The following is a 19,376-nucleotide window of genomic DNA, read 5'->3' on the forward strand; positions in this document are numbered from 1 at the left end:
AATTTTGTTAAAAAATAAAAAGTTATTTTCAAATTTATTTGGAGTGTTGGGGTATTGTGTTTTTGAGTTATTTGATCATGGGGTTGTGACTATGAAATATAGTGGAAGCATGAAGTAACGCCGTGAAATTAAAATAAGTGAGGAAACTCCCACTTATAAAAAAACACCACTCCAGCTCTTGATTAAACATCTCTAATGTTAAAGATTAGTTAAAGACAATGACCGGGAGGCAATGCGGTGAAGCAGAACCAAACTAAAGAACATCATACTTTGACCGAAATGTTTGAATCATCTTGCATAACTTATGAGTGCTATCCTGCCATTATATGCAACGATGCGATAGTCAGTTATGCAAAAATGGGCGAGCTCAGCAGAAATATCGCTGCATGGTTACAAAATGAAGCTTTTTTTACGCGTGGTGATTGTATTGCTATCATGCTTCCAAATTCATTACAGTATGCAATATCAGTCATGGGGGTGTTACGGTCAGGGATGGTCGTTGTTAACATAAACCCAAATTCGACACGCTATGAAATTGAAAAATATATGATGGACTGTTGTCCTAAGGCCATCATTACGTTACCAGAACTGAAAGAAAAATGTCCGGAAGGTGATAATCTTTATATTATTGAAGTTGGTATGGATGATTTTCCGGACACGCCGGATGAATGCCTATCTGACTCATATGAAAAGGGAAATCTCACCACTCTCGAAAAAATTATATTTTTGGGACAGTCTTGTTCATTTACCGCTCCCGAGGTAAAACAGAATACCCTGGCCTTTCTTCAGTATACCGGTGGCACGAGTGGAATTCCAAAGGCGGCAATGTTGACTCATGGCAATATCGCGGCAAACCTCAATCAATTACATCATGTTTGCGGTGAATATCTGACAAAGGGTAAAGAGCGAATTGTAACTGCATTGCCCTTATATCATATCTTTTCACTAACGGTGAATTTCCTTTATTTCTTTTCGATTGGCGCAGTGAATATTTTTATCAGAGATGCCAGAAAAATTGATGACGTCATCAGTGCCATGATGAAGTATAAATTTACGGCCATTACAGGGGTTAACACGCTTTATAACGCATTGTTGAACCACCATAAATTTACAGAACTGGATTTCTCAGCAGTGAATTTTTGCGTTAGCGGTGGTACGGAGCTGGTTCGCCCGGTGGCTGAGAAATGGTTCGGCATGACAGGAAAACCGATTCTGGCGGGTTACGGCATGACGGAGTGTTCTCCTCTGGTTTCCGTTCAGTCTTTTGCAACCACGCAATGCCTGAGTAACGTGGGTTGTGCCGTGACAGAGACGCAGATAAAACTGGTTGATGCCGATGGGAATACTGTTTCACCCGGTGAAAAAGGTGAAGTCGCAGTCAAAGGGCCTCAGGTTATGTCCGGGTACTGGAAAAGAGATGAAGAAACTCATGAGGCTTTAAGAGATGGATGGTATTTCACAGGCGATCTCGCCGTGCAGGATCGGCAAGGCGTCATTACTATTCAGGGCAGAAAGAAAGATATCATTATAGTTTCCGGGTTTAATGTTTACCCTGCTGAAATTGAAGCTGTGGTTCTGCAACATCCATCAGTCAAAGAGGCGGTGGCAATAGGCGTGCAGGATGATGTTACTGGCGAGGCGATAAAACTATTTATCGTGCCATCAGATATAACGCCAATGGAAAGTGATATTCGGGATTACTGCCGAAAATTTGTGACATCATATAAAGTGCCTAAACATATTGAGTATATTGATGCATTACCTAAATCTGGTGTGGGTAAGGTTCTCAGATATAAACTTAAAGGTATTTCGGAATGAGCGAAAAGCAGCAATCGCACGATCTTATTCGTGTGATTGAAAAACTTAATGTCCTTTATCACGAGATGAGGAATGAAGTTAATAAAGCTTTATTGCCAATGGCGTTAAGCTTATCAAAATTGCGTGTGTTGAAGGTGATACAAGATACACCACAATGCTATGCTTCAAGCATCATGGATTGTCTGAACTTCAGCTCCCGAAGTGTCACGGAAGCGCTGGATTTTCTCTTATTAGCCGGATTCATTACACGTGAAAAAGAATCTGGTAATCGTAAAGTGAAAATTGTCCGGCTCACCATGGCGGGAGAAATTATCCTTGCCAAAGCTATGAGCGAGCGGGACAGGAAACTGAATGAATTACTGTCTTGCATGAATAATAGTGATTTGGAAATGTTCCAGGACGTTATTAACAGAATGTTTATTTCGTACAAGAGCATGAAAGGCTTGTAATGGGGCTATTGAGGTAAGCAACATGATTGTTGAAGGTCTGCATAAACTGAGTGTTTTTATGATGTGTGATCTTTTTGACCATTTTGATTTACGAAATGGCTATGACACAGAGCTTATACGTACTGCTATTTCGACAAACCATTTATGGGCGCTGGAAGTGGCGTATCCCGGTCTTCTGAATGAGTTTGAAGTTCCGGAAGAAACTGTTTTTATTAATGAAACAGCTTGCCTGTTTAAGAAACTGCAGAGAACCTATCACACGTTTTCGGATAGTGAAAAGGATAAGCTTTTTACTGCTATTCCAAATTTTTCGCTTACGCACGACCTCGCATTTCAGGGGTTTGATTCGGTCAGCGAACGTAATATGTTAGATGTGTCAAAGATATTGACGTTACTGGGTTATCATTCGGACATGGATCTCACTAAAGAAACATATAACGCCACGACTCAGAGATACACCCGGATGCTTGACCTTGTCATTCTTCCTGGTCAGGAGAATGATCCTTCTGGTGTGTTTTCTCTGGAACTTTTCTGTAAAATCATTCTTGCGGGACGTTAACCTGTTAACTTTTTCTCATCATGACGGCTATGTAATAATGGATTCTGAATCGACTCGATGAAGGACTCATCGAGTCGTATTAAAAACAAAGTGAGAACACTGAGTCGGGCTCAGTAGAGAGCATTACTGTTTTAGCAAGCGTGGAAGCTGATTATTCAGTTCAAGCAAGCAGCTATTCATATATTTTTCAGTTTCGCTGATAACTTTCTTATAATTGTTTGCATTCCAGTCGCTCAATGGGGCCTCGACAGGTGTTGGGGTACATTCTGCTACTGTAAATGCAGAGAACATATTCCCGCTTTCCGGACGTTTATAGAACAGAACTTTATATTTTAGCTGGTAAAGCGGTGTTGCAGCATTCGCATCTTTATAGATTAATGCCCAGGTCGCCTTACCAATATACAGCGGTTGTTTATAGAGGTGGCCGTTACCTTTTTCATTCATCCACTGAGTAATATTTTGTTTGGCTTTTGGAATAAACCAGTTGTTCGTTGGGTTCTCCAGCGTTTCGACTGTTGTTCCTTTATAGTTCTCTTTATCAAAATCACTACTGTTGATACTTCCGAGTAATGCGCCGACCACAGCGATCCCCATACCGGCCGCTGCATGAGCCGGAGTCACTTCGCGTAAGTGACTATCGGCCACTCGATTGTTATTCAGCTCTGGAATGGCGGACACGCTGTAAATTTCAATTGAGCTACCATTTGCCGCCTTTACGGTGTCTGGTTTTACCGATCCTGCGCAGCCAGCAAGAATTAAAGATGCGGATACCATTGCTAAAAGACGTACTTTCATTTTCTCTCCATGTAATAATTTAACTTAAATGGCCGTGTCGATTATCTGTGCCAGATATATCAGCTGATTTAGCAAAAGGCTCTGTTCACCCTGGTAAGGTATGCTGACGTATTTTCATATTGAGTATCGACTTGCCCGTTAATTTCTTGAGCCATGTAGTCATATTCCTTTGACGGGCATCAAATTTGCTGGTGATATTAGTAACCACCGCTGTGTCTCAGTAATCCTCCCAGGTACCACCAGTAGAAAGCCTTTGGCAAGAGAAGCCAACGGTTGCGGTCTAACGATTACCCCGCCTCCAGCATCCCGAAGCTCACAATCCTCGCTCTTCCCAGCTCTTTTGCCCGGTACAGGGCCACATCCGCCGCGCGCAGCAGGTTGTCGCTCTGGGCGTGCTGTGGGTAGCTGGCAATACCGATCGACACATCCACCGGGCCAATCTCAGAAAGCCCATAGCGCAGCGACAGCGCACGCACGCCGTTATAAATATCCGTCGCGCAGTCGTGGGCTACCTCTTCATCTGCACCGGCAAGAAGCGCCAGAAATTCTTCGCCACCGTAGCGGAAAGCAAGCCCGCTTTCATGTACGGCGCGCTGAATAATCGTCGCTACGCTCTTAATCACCTGATCGCCCGCCTCGTGTCCGAAGCGATCGTTAATGCTCTTGAAGTGATCAATGTCGATCATCAGACAACTCACCGGCTCATTATTGCGTATCGCCTGTGCCATTTGGGTACGCAGCGTGTCTTCCAGATGATGACGGTTGCGCAGCCCGGTAAGCGGATCGAACAACGCTTTTTCCAGCAGAGCGTCACGCAATCTCTGGTTAGACAACGCCAGACCCAGCGCTTCAGCCATCAATTCAAGATAAGCGCGGGAGGGCGCGGTTTCGGAGGTGATGTTCTGGAAAGAGAGCAAACCAATCGCCTCACCCTGGGCGATGAGCGGCACGCACAGTGAGTGATGCGCGCAAGATCCCGGAAGGTGATAACAGGTCACGTCCGGCTCGCCGTTAACCGGCGGATGGCTTTGCCCACGGCGGATAGCCCAGCATTCATCAGGGTTGAACGCCGTTTTGTCACCTTCGGGTGACAGCCATTCCGCCGAGCAGCGCATCTCCCACGGATCGCGATCGAGAATGTATAAGCGCCCGGACACGCCCGGCGCGATATTGGGGGCGAACAGCTCCGCCACGTTAATGACATCCGCGAAGCTCTCACATCCCTGCAGGCGTTGCGTCATACGCGCCAGCAGCTCACGGATGGCCCAGTCGGCATCGCGCTCTTTTTCCAGTCGCTGCCTTGCCAGACCATTTTCACGGAAGATGCGAATGGCCTGCGCCATATCGCCGATTTCATCAATCTGGTTGAAATTCGGTGTTTCAACCGCGTAATCCTGTGATGCCAGGCGGTGTACCACGTCGCTCAGGCGCACCACGGGGCGCAATACGCGACGCTTGATAATAAAGCCCATCACGAACAGGAAGAGCAGGGCAGTCAGGCCGACCATCACTTCAGACGTGGTACGCAACGCTTTTGATGTTTTGGTGGCGGCCTGTACGTTGGCAATGATGCGCTTGTCGAGTATTTGCCGGAAATGGTTGATCTGGTTTTGCGCCCGTTCCATTTCCTGTTCATAGGCTTTGCCATACAGCAGGGCAACGGCCTGCTGCTCTTCACCTTGCGCTATGTTGGAGAGCGCTGTTTGTTGCTCGTCCTGCAACTCATCAATGATCTTTACCCCTTCGCGTAGCAGCAACAGTTCGTCATCCGATGCGCCGTTATCCCGCAGTTTTTCCAGCTTCAGCTCGATATTCTTCAGGTAACCTTCTGACTGGTGGTATTCATTAAGGGTTTGCGGATCTTTTTTAATGACGTACAGGCGAGCTAAATCGGACTGTGCCCAGGCATCTGTTTCCACATCTTCCGTGAGCTGGTCAAAGCGCTGCCGCTGTTCGACAGCATGACGCTCAGCGTTGTCGGCATTGGACGCCATCAGCATGACGATACCGGAGGCGATGGTCAGACATACCGTTACAGCGTATGCCCAGTTAGTCATTGTGGCGATTCGCACCTGTCGATTCCTGTAGCGGCGTTGGTTAAAACAGCATTGATAGCATTATAGGAAAAACCTACTTTCTCGCGATCTAAAAAGGCGACCAGAGGCCGCCTGCGGGGGATTTATCGTCATGTTTTTATAAATCTGTAGGTCTTTTCCCTTCTTCTATAAATTCTGCATCAAGCTCATCGACGTTACCCTCGTGATCGCGTCCGGAAAAGAGATTCCAGCAGGCGATAAACAGTGCGGCAATGAGTGGCCCAATAACAAAGCCATTAATACCATACACTTCCATTCCGCCGAGCGTTGCAATCAGGATCAGGTAATCCGGCATTTTGGTGTCTTTACCCACCAGAAGTGGACGCAGGATATTGTCCACCAGCCCGACGATAATCACAAAGAAGCCGACAATAAACAGCCCTTGCCATAGCTGGTGTGTGGCGAACAGGAAAATGGCTGCCGGTACCCAGACGATTGCCGAGCCTACGGCAGGTACCAGCGAGAGGAACGCCATCAGTGCGCCCCAGAGTACGCTGCCGTCGATGCCCACAATGGCAAATGCAATCCCGCCGAGGAGGCCCTGAACCACCGCCACCACCGCCGTGCCTTTGACCGTGGCCCGTGAGACGCCCACAAATTTGGCGAACAGGTGTTGTTTGGCAAAATCAGACAGGGGCAGGGAATCGAGGATCTGGCGTACCAGATACGGCCCGTCTTTGAGCAGAAAGAACAGAAGATAAAGCATAATGCCGAAACTGATTGCGAAGCCAAACGTCCCTTTGCCAATCAGAAACGCACTGCCTGCCAGGTACTGCCCACCCTGCAAGGCCACATCGGAGAGTTTTTTCTGAATTTGCGTCGCGCTGTCCAGATTATGGTCGGCCAGGAACACGCTGGCCCAGCCTGGCAGGTGGGCAAAAAGACGGGCGATCGCTTCCGGGAACGGGGTATTGTTTTGTTGTAGCTTGGTGTAAACCACGTTCAGCTCAATGGCGAGTGACGAGAAGATCACCATCAACGGGATAAAGACGATCAGGCAGATAATGCCGATGGTCAACAGCGAAGCCAGTCCGTTGCGGTCCCCCAGCATGGCGCGCAGTTTGTTTTTCACCGGGTTAAAGATGACGGTCAGAACGGCGGCCCACAGAATTGCGGAGGAATAGGGCGACAGCACATCAAAGAAGGCCCACGTCACAAGGGCGAGGATGAAAATAAAGAAGCCTTTGGTCAGTCCGTTAAAGCGCATCAGTTGATCCTGTAACTAAGAAACTGTGACGACTATAGAACTGATTTAAGGATTTACCAATCCTTGTACGGTTGTCACCCCGGATGGCGGCTACGCCTGACCCGGCTTTTGGGGGGAGGCCCGTGCAATATCGCGCCGGAGCCACGGCGGGCGTATGAGCCACATGGTTACAGATAACACTTTCGACTGACCGAGGATCTCATTCTCCCGCGCCATGCTGTAAGTATCTGCTTGTGGAGGTACTTATGGCCTGGCGACCCATTCTCTATGTGATCCTGACAACCCACCCCAGACTCAGCGCGCGGCGTGCCCGGCTGTATCTGGTTCATGGCTAGCATTTTATTAACAATCACGGTATAACATACCTTCTTTGGATGTTTAGATGTCCATACGTATAGAAGGTAATATGCAAACACAACAAGAAAATGGGCAGCTTAAGCGCACCATGAAAACACGCCACCTGATTATGCTCTCGCTGGGTGGCGTGATTGGCACAGGGTTATTTTTCAATACGGGTTACATCATTTCGACCACTGGTGCGGCGGGAACGCTGCTGGCGTATTTGATTGGTGCGTTAGTCGTCTGGCTGGTGATGCAGTGTCTGGGCGAACTCTCCGTCGCGATGCCGGAAACCGGGGCGTTTCACGTCTATGCCACCCGCTATCTCGGCCCGGCGACGGGCTATACCGTGGCGTGGCTTTACTGGCTCACCTGGACGGTGGCGCTTGGCTCAAGCTTTACCGCCGCCGGGTTCTGCATGCAGTACTGGTTCCCGCAGGTACCCGTCTGGGCGTGGTGTGTGGTTTTCTGCGTGGTGATTTTTGGCCTCAACGTCATCTCGACGCGCTTCTTTGCCGAAGGCGAATTCTGGTTCTCACTGGTGAAAGTCATCACTATTATTGCCTTCATTATCCTTGGTGGTGCGGCGATCTTTGGCTTTATCCCGATGCAGGATGGTTCTCCCGCGCCTGGCTTAGCCAACATCACCGCTGAAGGCTGGTTCCCGCACGGCGGGCTGCCGATCCTGATGACGATGGTGGCGGTGAACTTTGCTTTCTCCGGTACCGAGCTGATTGGCATCGCCGCGGGGGAAACCGAAAACCCGCATAAGGTTATTCCGGTGGCGATCCGTACGACCATCGCGCGTCTGATTGTCTTCTTTATTGGTACCGTGTTTGTGCTGGCGGCGCTGATCCCGATGCAGCAGGCTGGTGTGGAAAAAAGCCCGTTTGTGCTGGTGTTTGAAAAAGTCGGCATTCCGTACGCGGCGGACATCTTTAACTTTGTGATTCTGACGGCGATCCTCTCGGCGGCGAACTCGGGGCTATATGCCTCTGGCCGCATGCTGTGGTCGCTCTCGAATGAAAAAACGTTGCCGCGCTGCTTTGCCCGCGTGAATAAAAACGGCGTACCGCTGATGGCGATTTCGGTTTCCATGCTGGGTGGTGTTCTGGCGCTGTTCTCAAGCGTTGTGGCACCGGACACGGTATTTGTCGCCCTGTCGGCTATTTCCGGTTTTGCGGTGGTGGCGGTGTGGATTAGCATTTGTGCGTCGCATTTTGTCTTTCGTCGCCGTCATCTGCAGTCCGGCCAGCCGCTGTCCGCGCTGCAGTATCGTGCGCCGTGGTATCCGCTGGTACCGGTACTCGGGTTTATTCTCTGCGTGGTGGCCTGTGTTGGCCTGGCGTTTGATCCGAGCCAGAGAATTGCGCTTTACTGCGGATTGCCGTTTGTCGCCCTGTGTTATGGTGCGTACTACCTGACCCGAAACCTGGCAACACAGGAGCCTGAACATGTCGCTGAATAATTCGCTTACCGCCATCCTTGAGAAACAACCGTTTGTGGTGCTGGATGGTGCGATGGCAACGGAGCTGGAAGCGCGCGGCTGTAACCTGGCAGACAGCCTCTGGTCTGCCAAAGTGCTGATGGAAAACCCGGAGCTTATCCGCGAAGTACACCTCGACTACTATCGTGCGGGGGCACAGGTGGCGATCACTGCCAGCTATCAGGCCACGCCTGCGGGCTTTGCGGCGCGAGGTCTTGACGAGGCGCAATCCCGGACGCTGATTGGTAAAAGCGTGGAGCTGGCGCGTAAGGCGCGCGAGGCGTATCTGGCGGAGAATGCGCAGGCGGGTGCGCTGCTGGTCGCAGGCTCTGTGGGGCCGTATGGCGCGTATCTGGCTGATGGCTCAGAGTATCGCGGCGATTATGTACGTAGCGCAGAGGAATTTGTGGCATTCCACCGTCCGCGTGTGGAGGCGTTGCTGGATGCGGGGGTTGATCTGCTGGCCTGCGAAACGCTGCCGTCCTTTGCGGAGATCAAAGCCCTGGCGGCACTGCTGGCAGAGTATCCCCGTGCCCGGGCGTGGTTCTCGTTTACCCTGCGTGACAGTGAGCACTTAAGCGATGGTACGCCGTTGCGTGACGTTGTTTCTGTGCTGGAAAACGACCCGCAAATTGTGGCGCTGGGCATTAACTGCATTGCGCTGGAAAACACCACGGCGGCGCTGAAGCATCTGCACAGCCTGACGTCGCTACCGCTGGTGGTCTACCCGAACTCGGGCGAACATTACGATGCGGTGACGAAAACCTGGCATCACCACGGTGAAGCGTGTGAAACGCTGGCGGGATACCTGCCGCAGTGGCTGGCGGCGGGTGCGAAGTTGATTGGCGGATGCTGTCGGACGACGCCAAAAGATATTGCTGAGCTGAACCTGCTGCGCTGAGGTATCGTGCGGGCTGATGCCCTCACTCCGGTCCTCTCCCACTGGGAGAGGGAGAAAAAACACCGCACAAAATTCACTATCCTTTCTCGCTTTTTATCTAAAAACGAATCGTTATTAGCGATTCGTTTTTATTCCTTTATCAAAATTCTCGCACCGGAAATACTGCCCCCATAACAACAAGGGGAGCAGGCACTATGGCAATTTCATCGCGAATTACACTACTCGGCGCGCTGGCGCTGTGGGCATTTCAGGCGCAGGCGGTGGAGGTTACCGTCGCGTATCAAACCTCTGCGGAGCCGGCGAAGGTCGCGCAGGCGGATAATACCTTTGCTAAAGAGAGCGGGGCGAAAGTCGACTGGCGTAAGTTCGACAGTGGCGCGGCCATCGTGCGGGCGTTAGCGTCCGGCGACGTGCAAATTGGTAATCTCGGCTCCAGCCCGCTGGCCGTTGCGGCCAGCCAGCAGGTGCCGATTGAAGTCTTCCTGCTCGCATCCCAGCTCGGTAACTCTGAAGCGCTGGTGGTGAAGAAAAACATCACCAAACCGGAAGATCTGATTGGCAAGCGTATCGCCGTGCCGTTTATCTCCACCACCCACTACAGCCTGCTGGCAGCGCTCAAACACTGGGGCATCAAACCGGGTCAGGTACAAATTATCAACCTGCAGCCACCGGCGATTATCGCGGCCTGGCAGCGCGGTGACATTGATGGCGCTTACGTCTGGGCACCTGCGGTGAATGAGCTGGAAAAAGACGGCACCGTGCTGACCGACTCCGAAAAAGTCGGCCAGTGGGGCGCGCCGACCCTCGACGTGTGGGTGGTGCGTAAAGACTTCGCAGGGAAACATCCAGAGGTGGTAAAAGCCTTCGCCAAAAGCGCGATTGACGCTCAGCAGCCGTACATCAGCAACCCGGATGAATGGTTGAAGCAGCCTGCTAATCTGGAAAAACTGTCGCGCCTGAGCGGTGTACCGGAAGCGGACGTACCGGGGCTGGTGAAGGGCAATACCTACCTGACCCCTGCGCAGCAGGTTCAGCAACTGACCGGGCCGGTAAATAAAGCGATTGTCGATACAGCTACCTTCCTGAAAGAGCAGGGCAAAGTGCCGGCGGTCGCGGCGGATTACAGCCAGTATGTGACCGATCGCTTTGTGAAATAAGGAGGTTGCGATGCTGAATATTACAAATCTGTACGCTGATTACGCCGGGAAGTCTGCGCTGGAGGATATCAACCTGACGCTGGACAGCGGTGAGCTGCTGGTCGTACTCGGCCCGTCAGGTTGCGGAAAAACCACGCTGCTGAATTTGATCGCCGGATTTGTACCGTACCAGCATGGCACCATTCAACTGGAAGGCAAAAAGGTGGAAAACCCCGGCGCTGAACGCGGCGTGGTCTTCCAGAACGAAGGATTGCTTCCCTGGCGTAACGTGCAGGAAAACGTAGCGTTTGGGCTCCAGCTTGCGGGTATCAATCGCGAAAAACGGTTGGCAATGGCACGGGAAATGCTGAAGAAAGTGGGTCTGGAAGGGGCGGAAAAACGCTTTATCTGGCAGCTTTCCGGCGGCCAGCGGCAGCGTGTCGGGATTGCCCGCGCGCTGGCGGCGGATCCGCAGCTGTTACTGCTGGATGAGCCGTTCGGGGCGCTGGATGCCTTTACCCGTGAGCAGATGCAAACCCTGCTCCTGCGCCTGTGGCACGAAACCGGTAAGCAGGTGCTACTGATCACCCACGACATCGAAGAAGCCGTATTTATGGCCACTGAACTGGTGCTGTTATCACCGGGGCCGGGCCGTGTGCTCGAAAGGTTGCCGCTCGAATTCGCCCATCGTTATGTGGCGGGGGAACCAGTGCGCAACATCAAATCTGATCCGCTGTTTATCGAACAGCGTGAATACGTCTTAAGTCGCGTGTTTGAACAACGGGAGGCCTTCTCATGAGCATCGTCTTCAGTGAAAAAATGCGCCGTACTCGTCTGGTGCTGCGCTGGCCTTTTTCTCGTCAAATCACATTGAGCGTCGGTACGCTGCTGGTGTTACTGGTGGTGTGGTGGGCGGTTGCCGCGCAGCAGTGGATCAGCCCGCTGTTCCTGCCGCCGCCGGGACAGGTGCTGGCAAAACTTATCACCATTGCCGGACCGCAGGGCTTTATGGATGCCACGCTCTGGCAGCATCTGGGAGCCAGTCTGGCACGTATTCTGGTGGCGCTGCTGGCTGCCGTCATTATCGGCATCCCTGTGGGGATTGCGATGGGCTTAAGCCCGACGGTGCGCGGCATCCTCGATCCGCTGATTGAGCTTTACCGCCCTGTGCCGCCGCTGGCCTATCTGCCGCTGATGGTGATCTGGTTCGGCATCGGTGAAACGTCAAAAATCCTGCTGATTTATCTGGCGATTTTTGCTCCGGTGACTATGTCCGCCCTGGCGGGGGTGAAAAGTGCCCAGCAGGTGCGGATCCGCGCAGCGCAGTCGTTGGGTGCCAGCCGTACACAGGTGCTGCTGTTCGTCATTTTACCGGGCGCACTGCCGGAGATTTTAACCGGACTGCGCATCGGGCTTGGCGTGGGCTGGTCGACGCTGGTGGCGGCAGAGCTTATTGCCGCCACGCGGGGATTAGGATTTATGGTGCAGTCCGCGGGAGAGTTCCTGGCGACTGACGTGGTGTTGGCAGGGATCGCGGTGATCGCCGTGATCGCCTTCGGATTAGAACTGGGGCTGCGCGCGTTACAGCGTCGCCTGACGCCCTGGCATGGAGAAATACAATGAGTGAACGTCTGACCATTACCCCGCTGGGGCCGTACATTGGCGCACAGGTTTCGGGCCTGGATGTGACCCGTCCGCTGAGCGATAACCAGTTCGAGCAGCTCTATCACGCGGTGCTGCGCCATCAGGTGGTGTTCCTGCGCGAGCAGGCGATCACCCCCCAGCAGCAGCGCGCGCTGGCCCTGCGTTTTGGCGACCTGCATATCCACCCGGTTTACCCGCAGGCGGAAGGCGTGGAGGAGATTATTGTTCTGGATACCCACAACGATAACCCGCCGGATAACGACAACTGGCACACCGACGTGACTTTTATTGAGACGCCGCCCGCCGGAGCGATCCTCGCGGCGAAACTGCTCCCGGAGACCGGCGGCGATACGCTGTGGGCGAGCGGGATCGCGGCGTTTGAGGCGCTGTCTGCGCCATTCCAGACGTTGCTGAGCGGGCTGCGGGCGGAGCACGACTTTAAGAAATCGTTCCAGGAATATAAGTACCGTAAAACGGAAGCGGAACACCAGCGCTGGCTGGAGGCGGTTGCGAAGCATCCTCCGCTGCTGCATCCGGTGGTGAGAACCCATCCGGTAACGGGCAAGCAGGCACTGTTCGTGAATGAAGGATTCACAACACGCATTGTGGATGTGACGGAAAAAGAGAGCGAGGCACTATTAGGTTTTCTGTTCGCCCATATCACCAAACCGGAGTTTCAGGTGCGCTGGCACTGGCAGGAGAGCGATCTGGCGATCTGGGATAACCGCGTGACGCAGCACTATGCCAATGCGGACTATCTGCCGCAGCGAAGGATTATGCAGCGGGCGACGATTCTGGGGGATAAGCCGTTTTACCGTGCGCCTTGATCCCCTCACCCTAACACTCGTCCCAAAGGGGCGAGGGGACTGTCCGCTGCGGTTTTCAGGAGAAGGCTACAGATGCGCCTCGATATACCGTTGATAACGATTCGCCTTCAGGTAGCACAGATCCACCAGTACCAGCCCGTCGACGCAGTTGTTGAACGCCGGATCGCTGCCAAAATCGATAAACTGCACGCCGCCGGGTTCACACAGCTCAGAATACTGTTTGTAGAGCGGCGGAATACCACAGCCCAGATTGCCGAGCAGGGATTTTAGCTTCGTCAGGTCGTCAACGTAATCCACCCCACCAAACTGCGCCAGTACGTCCGGTAACGACGCCGGATAAGGCTGGCGTGAGGCCGCTAACGGGTGGCTTGCCGGGAACCAGAGGCGATAAAACGCCACCAACAGATCCCGTGCGGCAGGCGGTAGTCCCCCAGAAATAGAGACCGGGCCAAACAGATAGCGGTAGTGCGGATAACGTGCCAGATATGCGCCAATACCCGACCACAGGTAGTCCAGGCCGCGACGTCCCCAGTAGCGTGGCTGAATAAAGCTGCGTCCCAGCTCAATACCGTGTTCCAGCACATCCTGCATTTTGTCGTCGTAGTGGAACAGGCTGTAGCTGTACAGCCCCTCGGTGCCACGTTTTTCAACCTGCATTGCCGTCGGCATAAAGCGATACGCGCCGACAATCTCCAGATCCTCTTCATCCCACAGGATCAGGTGCAGATAATCATCATCATAGCTGTCGGTGTCCCTGCGCTTCCCGCTTCCTTCCCCCACGGCGCGAAACGCAATCTCACGCAGGCGACCCAGCTCACGCAAGAGGGGAGCCTCCTCCTGGCCGTTACGCTGCCACAGGTAGATTGTTTTGCCATCACCGGTTTTGCCCAGGCACTCAGCCTGCGCCAGTTCGCGTTTCAGCGTGGCCCGGTCTTCCGGGCGCGCAATGGCACACTGGGTTTTAAAGACGCCAGGCAATCCCTTGCCAAGACGCATCACGTGCTGACGGCACTGCTCGGCCATCTCACGTGACGAAAGGGGGAGGCTAAACCAGTTGTCCCAGGCAATCTGCTGGCCAATTTTAATCGGCAACTGGCTGTGGCGACGACGGAACATCTGCTGCATCAGCAGCAGCATGGAGAGCGTCGGTGACACCAGGGTGCTGGCGTAGAAGAGCAGGCTGTTATGCGCCTGAATATGTACCGGTAGCAGGGGGGCGCGCAGTTTGCCGGCAAGTTTGATAAAGCCAGAGTGCCATTTTTTATCGCGAATGCCTTTGCGCGTCGGGCGCGAGACTTCCCCTGCCGGGAAGAAGATCAGTACGCCGGCGTTTTGCAGATGTTGCTCCATCTGCACCAGTGAGGTTTTTGCGGTCTTACCGCCCATATTATCCACCGGGATAAACAGTGAGCTGAGCGGCTCCAGGTGGGTCAGCATTCGGTTGGTAACGACTTTAACATCGCGACGCACGCGCGAAACGGCATACAGCAGCGCCAGTCCATCCAGGGTACCGGTCGGGTGGTTGGCAATAATGACCAGCGGGCCATGTTCGGGGATTTGTTCGAGATCGCGGGCGGAAACGGTGCAGAGAATATCGAGGTGCTCCAGAACTTGCTCCACCATATCCAGCCCCTTCAGGTGGCGGTGGTTTGCGGCAAACTGCTGGAATTCTTCTTCGTAGAACAGTCTTTTTAACAGACTTTTTTGCCAGGGTGCGGGCCTCGCCTGAGGCCAAAGGTCATCGAGAACATTGTCGAGACTAAACATGGTAACTCCTCCTGCCGTCTTGCGAAGACAGTAGAAGGACGAGATGTCTGTTGTATTGCAGTTTGGTGAAGATTAGTAGGATGCCGGGTAAGGCGAAGCCGCCACCCGGCACAACAGAGGATTAACGCAGAATTTTCTTCTCGGCCAGATCAAGCGCAAAGTAGCTGAAGATCAGATCCGCACCTGCGCGTTTGATCGCACCCAGGCTTTCCAGAATCACTTTCTCTTCGTCGATCGCACCCGCCAGCGCAGCGAATTTGATCATGGCGTACTCTCCGCTCACCTGGTAGGCACCCAGCGGCAGCCCGGTACGTTCGCGGATATCGCGCAGGATGTCCAGATACGCCCCAGCCGGTTTAACCATCAGGCAGTCTGCACCCTGGGCTTCATCCAGCAGGGATTCACGGATGGCTTCGCGGCGGTTCAGTGGGTTCATCTGATACGTTTTGCGATCGCCTTTCAGCGCCGTGCCCGCTGCCTCACGGAACGGGCCGTAGAAGGAGGAGGCAAATTTGGTGGAGTAGGACATGATGGCGGTGTCAGTGAAACCGGCAGCATCCAGCGCCTGACGGATCGCCTGAACCTGTCCGTCCATTGCTGCGGATGGTGCGATGAAATCAGCACCGGCAGCAGCAGCAACAACGGCCTGTTTGCCGAGGTTCAGCAGGGTCGCATCGTTATCCACACCGTGATCGCACAGCACACCGCAGTGGCCGTGAGACGTGTATTCGCAGAAACAGGTATCGGACATGACGATCATTTCCGGCACCGTCTCTTTGCAGATACGGGACATACGGGCGACAAGGCCATCTTCTTTCCAGGCATCACTGCCGGTGGCATCGGTATGGTGGGAGATCCCGAAAGTCATCACCGAGCGGATACCCGCATTAGCGATACGTTCGATCTCACGAGCCAGATGTTTTTCCGGAATGCGCATCACACCCGGCATGGCATCAATGGCCTTGTAGTCATCAATCTCTTCTTCAACAAAAATCGGCAACACCAGATCGTTTAAGGTCAGTGTTGTCTCTTCAAACATAGCGCGCAGTGCAGGTGACTTGCGCAGGCGACGGGGACGAGCAATTAAATCGGTCATGGTATGCCTGACGTTTGTGGAACAAAGAGAGTTAGTGTACCTGAAACGGGGGAAGGGTGTTTTGCTAAAGTGGTTTTTTTTGTTCAATACTTTCAGGTACGCTGTATTCGAAAAAATATATACTGTGGCTAATATGTGTTTTATGTGTGGTAGATATTGGTATGATTTCTATATTTGTGTCCTTATATAAATAAGGATTATTTATTTTTGATTGCAATGTTTTTTATTGTTTGCGTGGATGGTCTTAACTTTATGTTTTTATAATATTTATATTGAATACGTCATGTCTGCATGGTTTTTTCATGTTATTTGTCTGGATACGGACTTAATCGAATCATTCATTGAACCTTTTCAGATTGAAACTGCATAATTCCCTTCGCAATAAAATATTGCTGAATGATTTGATGGACAAACTTGCTTACGTCCCTGAGGAGGGATGACCCAATGCAAACATGGAAAAAGAAACTGGTTGTATCTCAACTTGCATTAGCCTGCACCCTGGCTATCGCTTCTCAGGCAAATGCGAAAGATATTTCGGGTACAACATATAATACCTTCGGATATGATAATACAGCATCTACCCCCTGGTATTATGGCTATGCCGACTGGGGTTACTCAGATACCACTCACGATGGTGATATTTATCCGGTGATGAATAAGTCAACGGTAAATGGTGTTATTTCAACGTATTATCTGGATGACGGTATCAATGGTCACGCTAATGCACTGAGTATTTCCAACAGTACTATTAATGGCATGATTACGTCTGAATGTATGACGACGTCGTGTGCCGATGGTGTGGATACAGATGGCACCACACATACTCAGTATGACCGTTTTAGTCTGACCGTAGATAACAGCACCATCAATGATACGTATGAGCATTACGCTTATGACGTTGTGAATGGCGATACTTCAGAAACCCATTATCTGGACACCTACGATCTGGGTAATGCCATTACGCTGGACGTTGAGTCAGATATTGTTATTCAGAATAACTCCCACGTAGCGGGTATCACCCTGACACAGGGTTATCAGGAGCTGGATAATACCCCGTATGACGGTATTGAAGGTGTTGCTAACAGCGCTAACGTCTTCACTGACACACTGGTCGTGAAAGACTCTGTGTTGACGTCCGGTGCATACAGCGATCTCGGGACCAGCGGTTTCTATGGTCAAACCGCGAAGCCGAGCGATTATGGCGAAGCTAACGCCACTGCGGCAGATGACGCGGCGCTGATTGTTGCCGCAGGTGCGTCTGACAACGCTATGCAGACCACGGCGACGTTTGATCATTCTACCATCACCGGTGACATTCTCTTCTCCAGCACCTTCGATAACAATTTCTACACGAATGGCGATCCTGCAACCGATACCACCGATGACGGTGTGTATAACCCAACCACCAACGGCTGGGATGGTACTGATAAGCTGGATGTCACGTTGACGAATGGCAGCAAGTGGGTTGGTGCAGCGCAATCCAGCGTTGAAGCCATTGGCACTTCGCAGATGTACGGTCTGGGCTACAGCAACGTAGACTGGAGTACGCTGTCTCCTAACAGCATCTGGCCTGATTCCACTTTCGACACTAACAGTCACGTTGCGGGTGAAGAGGTCTATCAGAGCGGCCTGTTCAACGTGACGCTGGATCAGGGGTCTGAGTGGGATACTCGTAAGCTGTCTAACATTGATACGCTGACGGTTAATAACCAGTCGCAGGTCAATGTCGAAAATTCCGGTTTACTGGCTGATTCCATCACGCTGACCAATGCTTCATCCCTGAATATCGGCGACACCGGTGGGGTGGCAACTGACAGTCTGTATCTGGACAGCTACAGCCGTGCGGCACTGAGCGAAGAGACTGCATCGCTGTATGCCAACACCATTACCGTGGATAACGGTGCCGAGCTCGCGCTGGGACTGGGTCAGGTTGATACGCACAACATGGTGCTGACCGATGGCGGTGTGCTGAACGTAGCCAGCCGTGATTACGTGCTGAACAGCGATCTGAACAACGCGCGTTATATCACCAACGATAAGAGCAAGGCAGACTACGACTACGGTGTTGTTGCCATTAACTCCGATGGTCATCTGGCAGTAAATGGTGACGTAGCGGGTAACTACAGCGTTCGTATTGATAATGCGACCGGTGCAGGTTCCGTTGCCGACTACAAAAACAAAGAGATCATTCGTGTCTATGACAATAACGAAGACACCAGTGCTCGCTTTACCGCCGCGAACAAAGCCGATTTAGGGGCTTACACATATCAGGCACAGCAGCAGGGAGATTCCGTTGTTCTCCAGCAGAAAGAGCTGACGGATTACGCCAACATGGCGCTGAGCATTCCTTCTGCCAATACCAACATCTGGAACCTGCAGCAGGATACCGTTGGGACGCGTATGACCAACAGCCGTCATGGCCTGGCAGATAACGGCGGAGCGTGGGTAAGCTACTTCGGTGGCAACTTCGACGCTGATAATGGTACCGTCAGCTACGATCAGGACGTGAGTGGCATTATGGTCGGTCTGGATACGCTGATTGACGGCAACAATGCTAAGTGGATCGTCGGTGGTGCAGCAGGCTTTGCGAAAGGCGATATCAGCGATCGTACCGGTCAGGTTGATCAGGATAGCCAGACTGCGATGATTTACGCATCTGCGAAGTTTGCGAATGATCTCTTCATCGACAGCTCCCTGAGCTACACGCGCTTTGATAGCGATCTCTCTGCAAACATGAGCAATGGTCAGTATGTGGACGGTAACACCACCACTGATGCCGTAGGTTTCGGTATGAAACTGGGTTATGACTGGAAGCCAAACTTGTCTGGCTACGTAACGCCTTATGCGGCCGTGTCGGGTCTGTTCCAGTCTGGTGATGATTACCAGCTGAGCAACGACATGCGTATTGATGGCCAGTCTTACGACAGCATGCGTTATGAACTCGGTGTGGATGCGGGTTACACCTTCAACTACGGTGGCGATCAGGCGCTGACGCCTTACTTCAAGCTGGCATATGTGTATGACGATGCTGGTAATAATGCGGACGTGAATGGCGACAGCATTGACAACGGCGTTGAAGGTTCTGCCGTTCGTGTAGGTCTGGGCACGCAGTTTAGCTTCACCAAAAACTTCAGTGCTTACACCGATGCCACTTATCTCGGCGGCGGTGATGTTGACCAGAACTGGGGTGCAAATCTGGGTGTGAAATACAGCTGGTAAAACGCAACGCGGGGGATATTTTCCCCCGCTTTTTTAT

15 protein-coding genes are annotated in these 19,376 nt (G+C 52.3%); 10 read left to right on the plus strand and 5 right to left on the minus strand.

Going from position 1 to position 19,376, the window contains the following annotated elements; all coding sequences use genetic code 11:
* Positions 1-237: 237 nt before the first annotated feature.
* The 3 genes from HV318_RS18455 to HV318_RS18465 are packed head-to-tail and all read left to right on the plus strand — an operon-like array spanning position 238 to position 2,826.
* Positions 238-1,818 (plus strand): AMP-binding protein, encoded by a 1,581-nt coding sequence (locus tag HV318_RS18455; protein WP_182273873.1) that lies wholly within the window; start codon positions 238-240, stop codon positions 1,816-1,818.
* Complete coding sequence (locus tag HV318_RS18460; RefSeq protein ID WP_182273874.1) at positions 1,815-2,267, plus strand: MarR family winged helix-turn-helix transcriptional regulator; 453 nt, start codon at positions 1,815-1,817, stop codon at positions 2,265-2,267. Before HV318_RS18455 ends, HV318_RS18460 begins: the two co-directional genes overlap by 4 nt.
* 22 nt (positions 2,268-2,289) lie before the next feature.
* Positions 2,290-2,826: a hypothetical protein gene (locus HV318_RS18465; RefSeq protein WP_182273875.1), complete on the plus strand. Its 537-nt coding sequence runs from the start codon at positions 2,290-2,292 to the stop codon at positions 2,824-2,826.
* 123 nt (positions 2,827-2,949) lie between these two features.
* Here HV318_RS18465 and HV318_RS18470 read toward each other — a convergent pair whose 3' ends face one another.
* From HV318_RS18470 to HV318_RS18480, 3 genes are all read right to left on the minus strand, one after another.
* Positions 2,950-3,621 (minus strand): hypothetical protein, encoded by a 672-nt coding sequence (locus HV318_RS18470; RefSeq protein WP_182273876.1) that lies wholly within the window; start codon positions 3,619-3,621, stop codon positions 2,950-2,952.
* 287 nt (positions 3,622-3,908) lie between these two features.
* Complete coding sequence (locus tag HV318_RS18475) at positions 3,909-5,693, minus strand: diguanylate cyclase (RefSeq protein ID WP_182273877.1); 1,785 nt, start codon at positions 5,691-5,693, stop codon at positions 3,909-3,911.
* Between the two features lie 121 nt (positions 5,694-5,814).
* A complete protein-coding gene (locus HV318_RS18480; RefSeq protein ID WP_182273878.1) occupies positions 5,815-6,924 on the minus strand; it encodes an AI-2E family transporter in 1,110 nt (369 codons plus the stop codon).
* 406 nt (positions 6,925-7,330) lie between these two features.
* Between HV318_RS18480 and mmuP the strand changes: the two genes are divergently transcribed.
* The 6 genes from mmuP to tauD all read left to right on the plus strand — a co-directional run bounded on the left by mmuP (position 7,331) and on the right by tauD (position 13,257).
* Entirely contained in the window at positions 7,331-8,731 is a 1,401-nt protein-coding gene (gene mmuP, locus HV318_RS18485; RefSeq protein WP_182273879.1) for an S-methylmethionine permease, read from the plus strand.
* Positions 8,718-9,650, plus strand: coding sequence for a homocysteine S-methyltransferase (gene mmuM, locus HV318_RS18490; protein ID WP_182273880.1), 933 nt, complete (start codon positions 8,718-8,720; stop codon positions 9,648-9,650). Before mmuP ends, mmuM begins: the two co-directional genes overlap by 14 nt.
* A 194-nt stretch (positions 9,651-9,844) precedes the next feature.
* On the plus strand, positions 9,845-10,807 hold the full coding sequence (gene tauA, locus HV318_RS18495) for a taurine ABC transporter substrate-binding protein (RefSeq protein WP_182273881.1): 963 nt from the start codon (positions 9,845-9,847) through the stop codon (positions 10,805-10,807).
* Between the two features lie 10 nt (positions 10,808-10,817).
* Entirely contained in the window at positions 10,818-11,585 is a 768-nt protein-coding gene (gene tauB / locus HV318_RS18500; RefSeq protein WP_182273882.1) for a taurine ABC transporter ATP-binding subunit, read from the plus strand.
* Complete coding sequence (tauC, locus tag HV318_RS18505) at positions 11,582-12,409, plus strand: taurine ABC transporter permease TauC (protein WP_182273883.1); 828 nt, start codon at positions 11,582-11,584, stop codon at positions 12,407-12,409. The genes tauB and tauC overlap by 4 nt, the downstream gene beginning before the upstream one ends.
* Positions 12,406-13,257: a taurine dioxygenase gene (tauD, locus tag HV318_RS18510; protein WP_182273884.1), complete on the plus strand. Its 852-nt coding sequence runs from the start codon at positions 12,406-12,408 to the stop codon at positions 13,255-13,257. The genes tauC and tauD overlap by 4 nt, the downstream gene beginning before the upstream one ends.
* 66 nt (positions 13,258-13,323) lie before the next feature.
* Here tauD and olsF read toward each other — a convergent pair whose 3' ends face one another.
* Both olsF and hemB read right to left on the minus strand, forming a co-directional pair.
* On the minus strand, positions 13,324-15,024 hold the full coding sequence (gene olsF, locus HV318_RS18515) for a bifunctional ornithine lipid synthase OlsF (protein WP_182273885.1): 1,701 nt from the start codon (positions 15,022-15,024) through the stop codon (positions 13,324-13,326).
* A gap of 121 nt (positions 15,025-15,145) precedes the next feature.
* Positions 15,146-16,120 carry a porphobilinogen synthase gene (gene hemB / locus HV318_RS18520; protein ID WP_182273886.1) on the minus strand — a complete coding sequence of 325 codons (975 nt, stop codon included), beginning with the start codon at positions 16,118-16,120 and terminating at the stop codon, positions 15,146-15,148.
* Positions 16,121-16,564: 444 nt separating this feature from the next.
* Here hemB and HV318_RS18525 point away from each other — a divergent pair, with 444 nt between their 5' ends.
* Complete coding sequence (locus HV318_RS18525) at positions 16,565-19,339, plus strand: autotransporter YaiT-related protein (protein WP_182273887.1); 2,775 nt, start codon at positions 16,565-16,567, stop codon at positions 19,337-19,339.
* Positions 19,340-19,376: the final 37 nt, after the last annotated feature.

Origin of the sequence: Enterobacter sp. RHBSTW-00901 (assembly GCF_014103115.1) — a bacterium.
GTDB classification, from domain to species: domain Bacteria; phylum Pseudomonadota; class Gammaproteobacteria; order Enterobacterales; family Enterobacteriaceae; genus Enterobacter; species Enterobacter cloacae_P.

What these genes read in the sequence shown, in the direction of transcription:
- HV318_RS18460 (WP_182273874.1), top strand. Translation starts at nt 1,815, where the DNA reads ATGAGCGAAAAGCAGCAATCGCACGATCTTATTCGTGTGATTGAAAAA.
- HV318_RS18465 (WP_182273875.1), top strand. Translation starts at nt 2,290, where the DNA reads ATGATTGTTGAAGGTCTGCATAAACTGAGTGTTTTTATGATGTGTGAT.
- HV318_RS18470 (WP_182273876.1), bottom strand. Translation starts at nt 3,621, where the DNA reads ATGAAAGTACGTCTTTTAGCAATGGTATCCGCATCTTTAATTCTTGCT.
- HV318_RS18480 (WP_182273878.1), bottom strand. Translation starts at nt 6,924, where the DNA reads ATGCGCTTTAACGGACTGACCAAAGGCTTCTTTATTTTCATCCTCGCC.
- mmuP (WP_182273879.1), top strand. Translation starts at nt 7,331, where the DNA reads ATGCAAACACAACAAGAAAATGGGCAGCTTAAGCGCACCATGAAAACA.
- mmuM (WP_182273880.1), top strand. Translation starts at nt 8,718, where the DNA reads ATGTCGCTGAATAATTCGCTTACCGCCATCCTTGAGAAACAACCGTTT.
- tauA (WP_182273881.1), top strand. Translation starts at nt 9,845, where the DNA reads ATGGCAATTTCATCGCGAATTACACTACTCGGCGCGCTGGCGCTGTGG.
- tauB (WP_182273882.1), top strand. Translation starts at nt 10,818, where the DNA reads ATGCTGAATATTACAAATCTGTACGCTGATTACGCCGGGAAGTCTGCG.
- tauC (WP_182273883.1), top strand. Translation starts at nt 11,582, where the DNA reads ATGAGCATCGTCTTCAGTGAAAAAATGCGCCGTACTCGTCTGGTGCTG.
- tauD (WP_182273884.1), top strand. Translation starts at nt 12,406, where the DNA reads ATGAGTGAACGTCTGACCATTACCCCGCTGGGGCCGTACATTGGCGCA.
- olsF (WP_182273885.1), bottom strand. Translation starts at nt 15,024, where the DNA reads ATGTTTAGTCTCGACAATGTTCTCGATGACCTTTGGCCTCAGGCGAGG.
- hemB (WP_182273886.1), bottom strand. Translation starts at nt 16,120, where the DNA reads ATGACCGATTTAATTGCTCGTCCCCGTCGCCTGCGCAAGTCACCTGCA.
- HV318_RS18525 (WP_182273887.1), top strand. Translation starts at nt 16,565, where the DNA reads ATGCAAACATGGAAAAAGAAACTGGTTGTATCTCAACTTGCATTAGCC.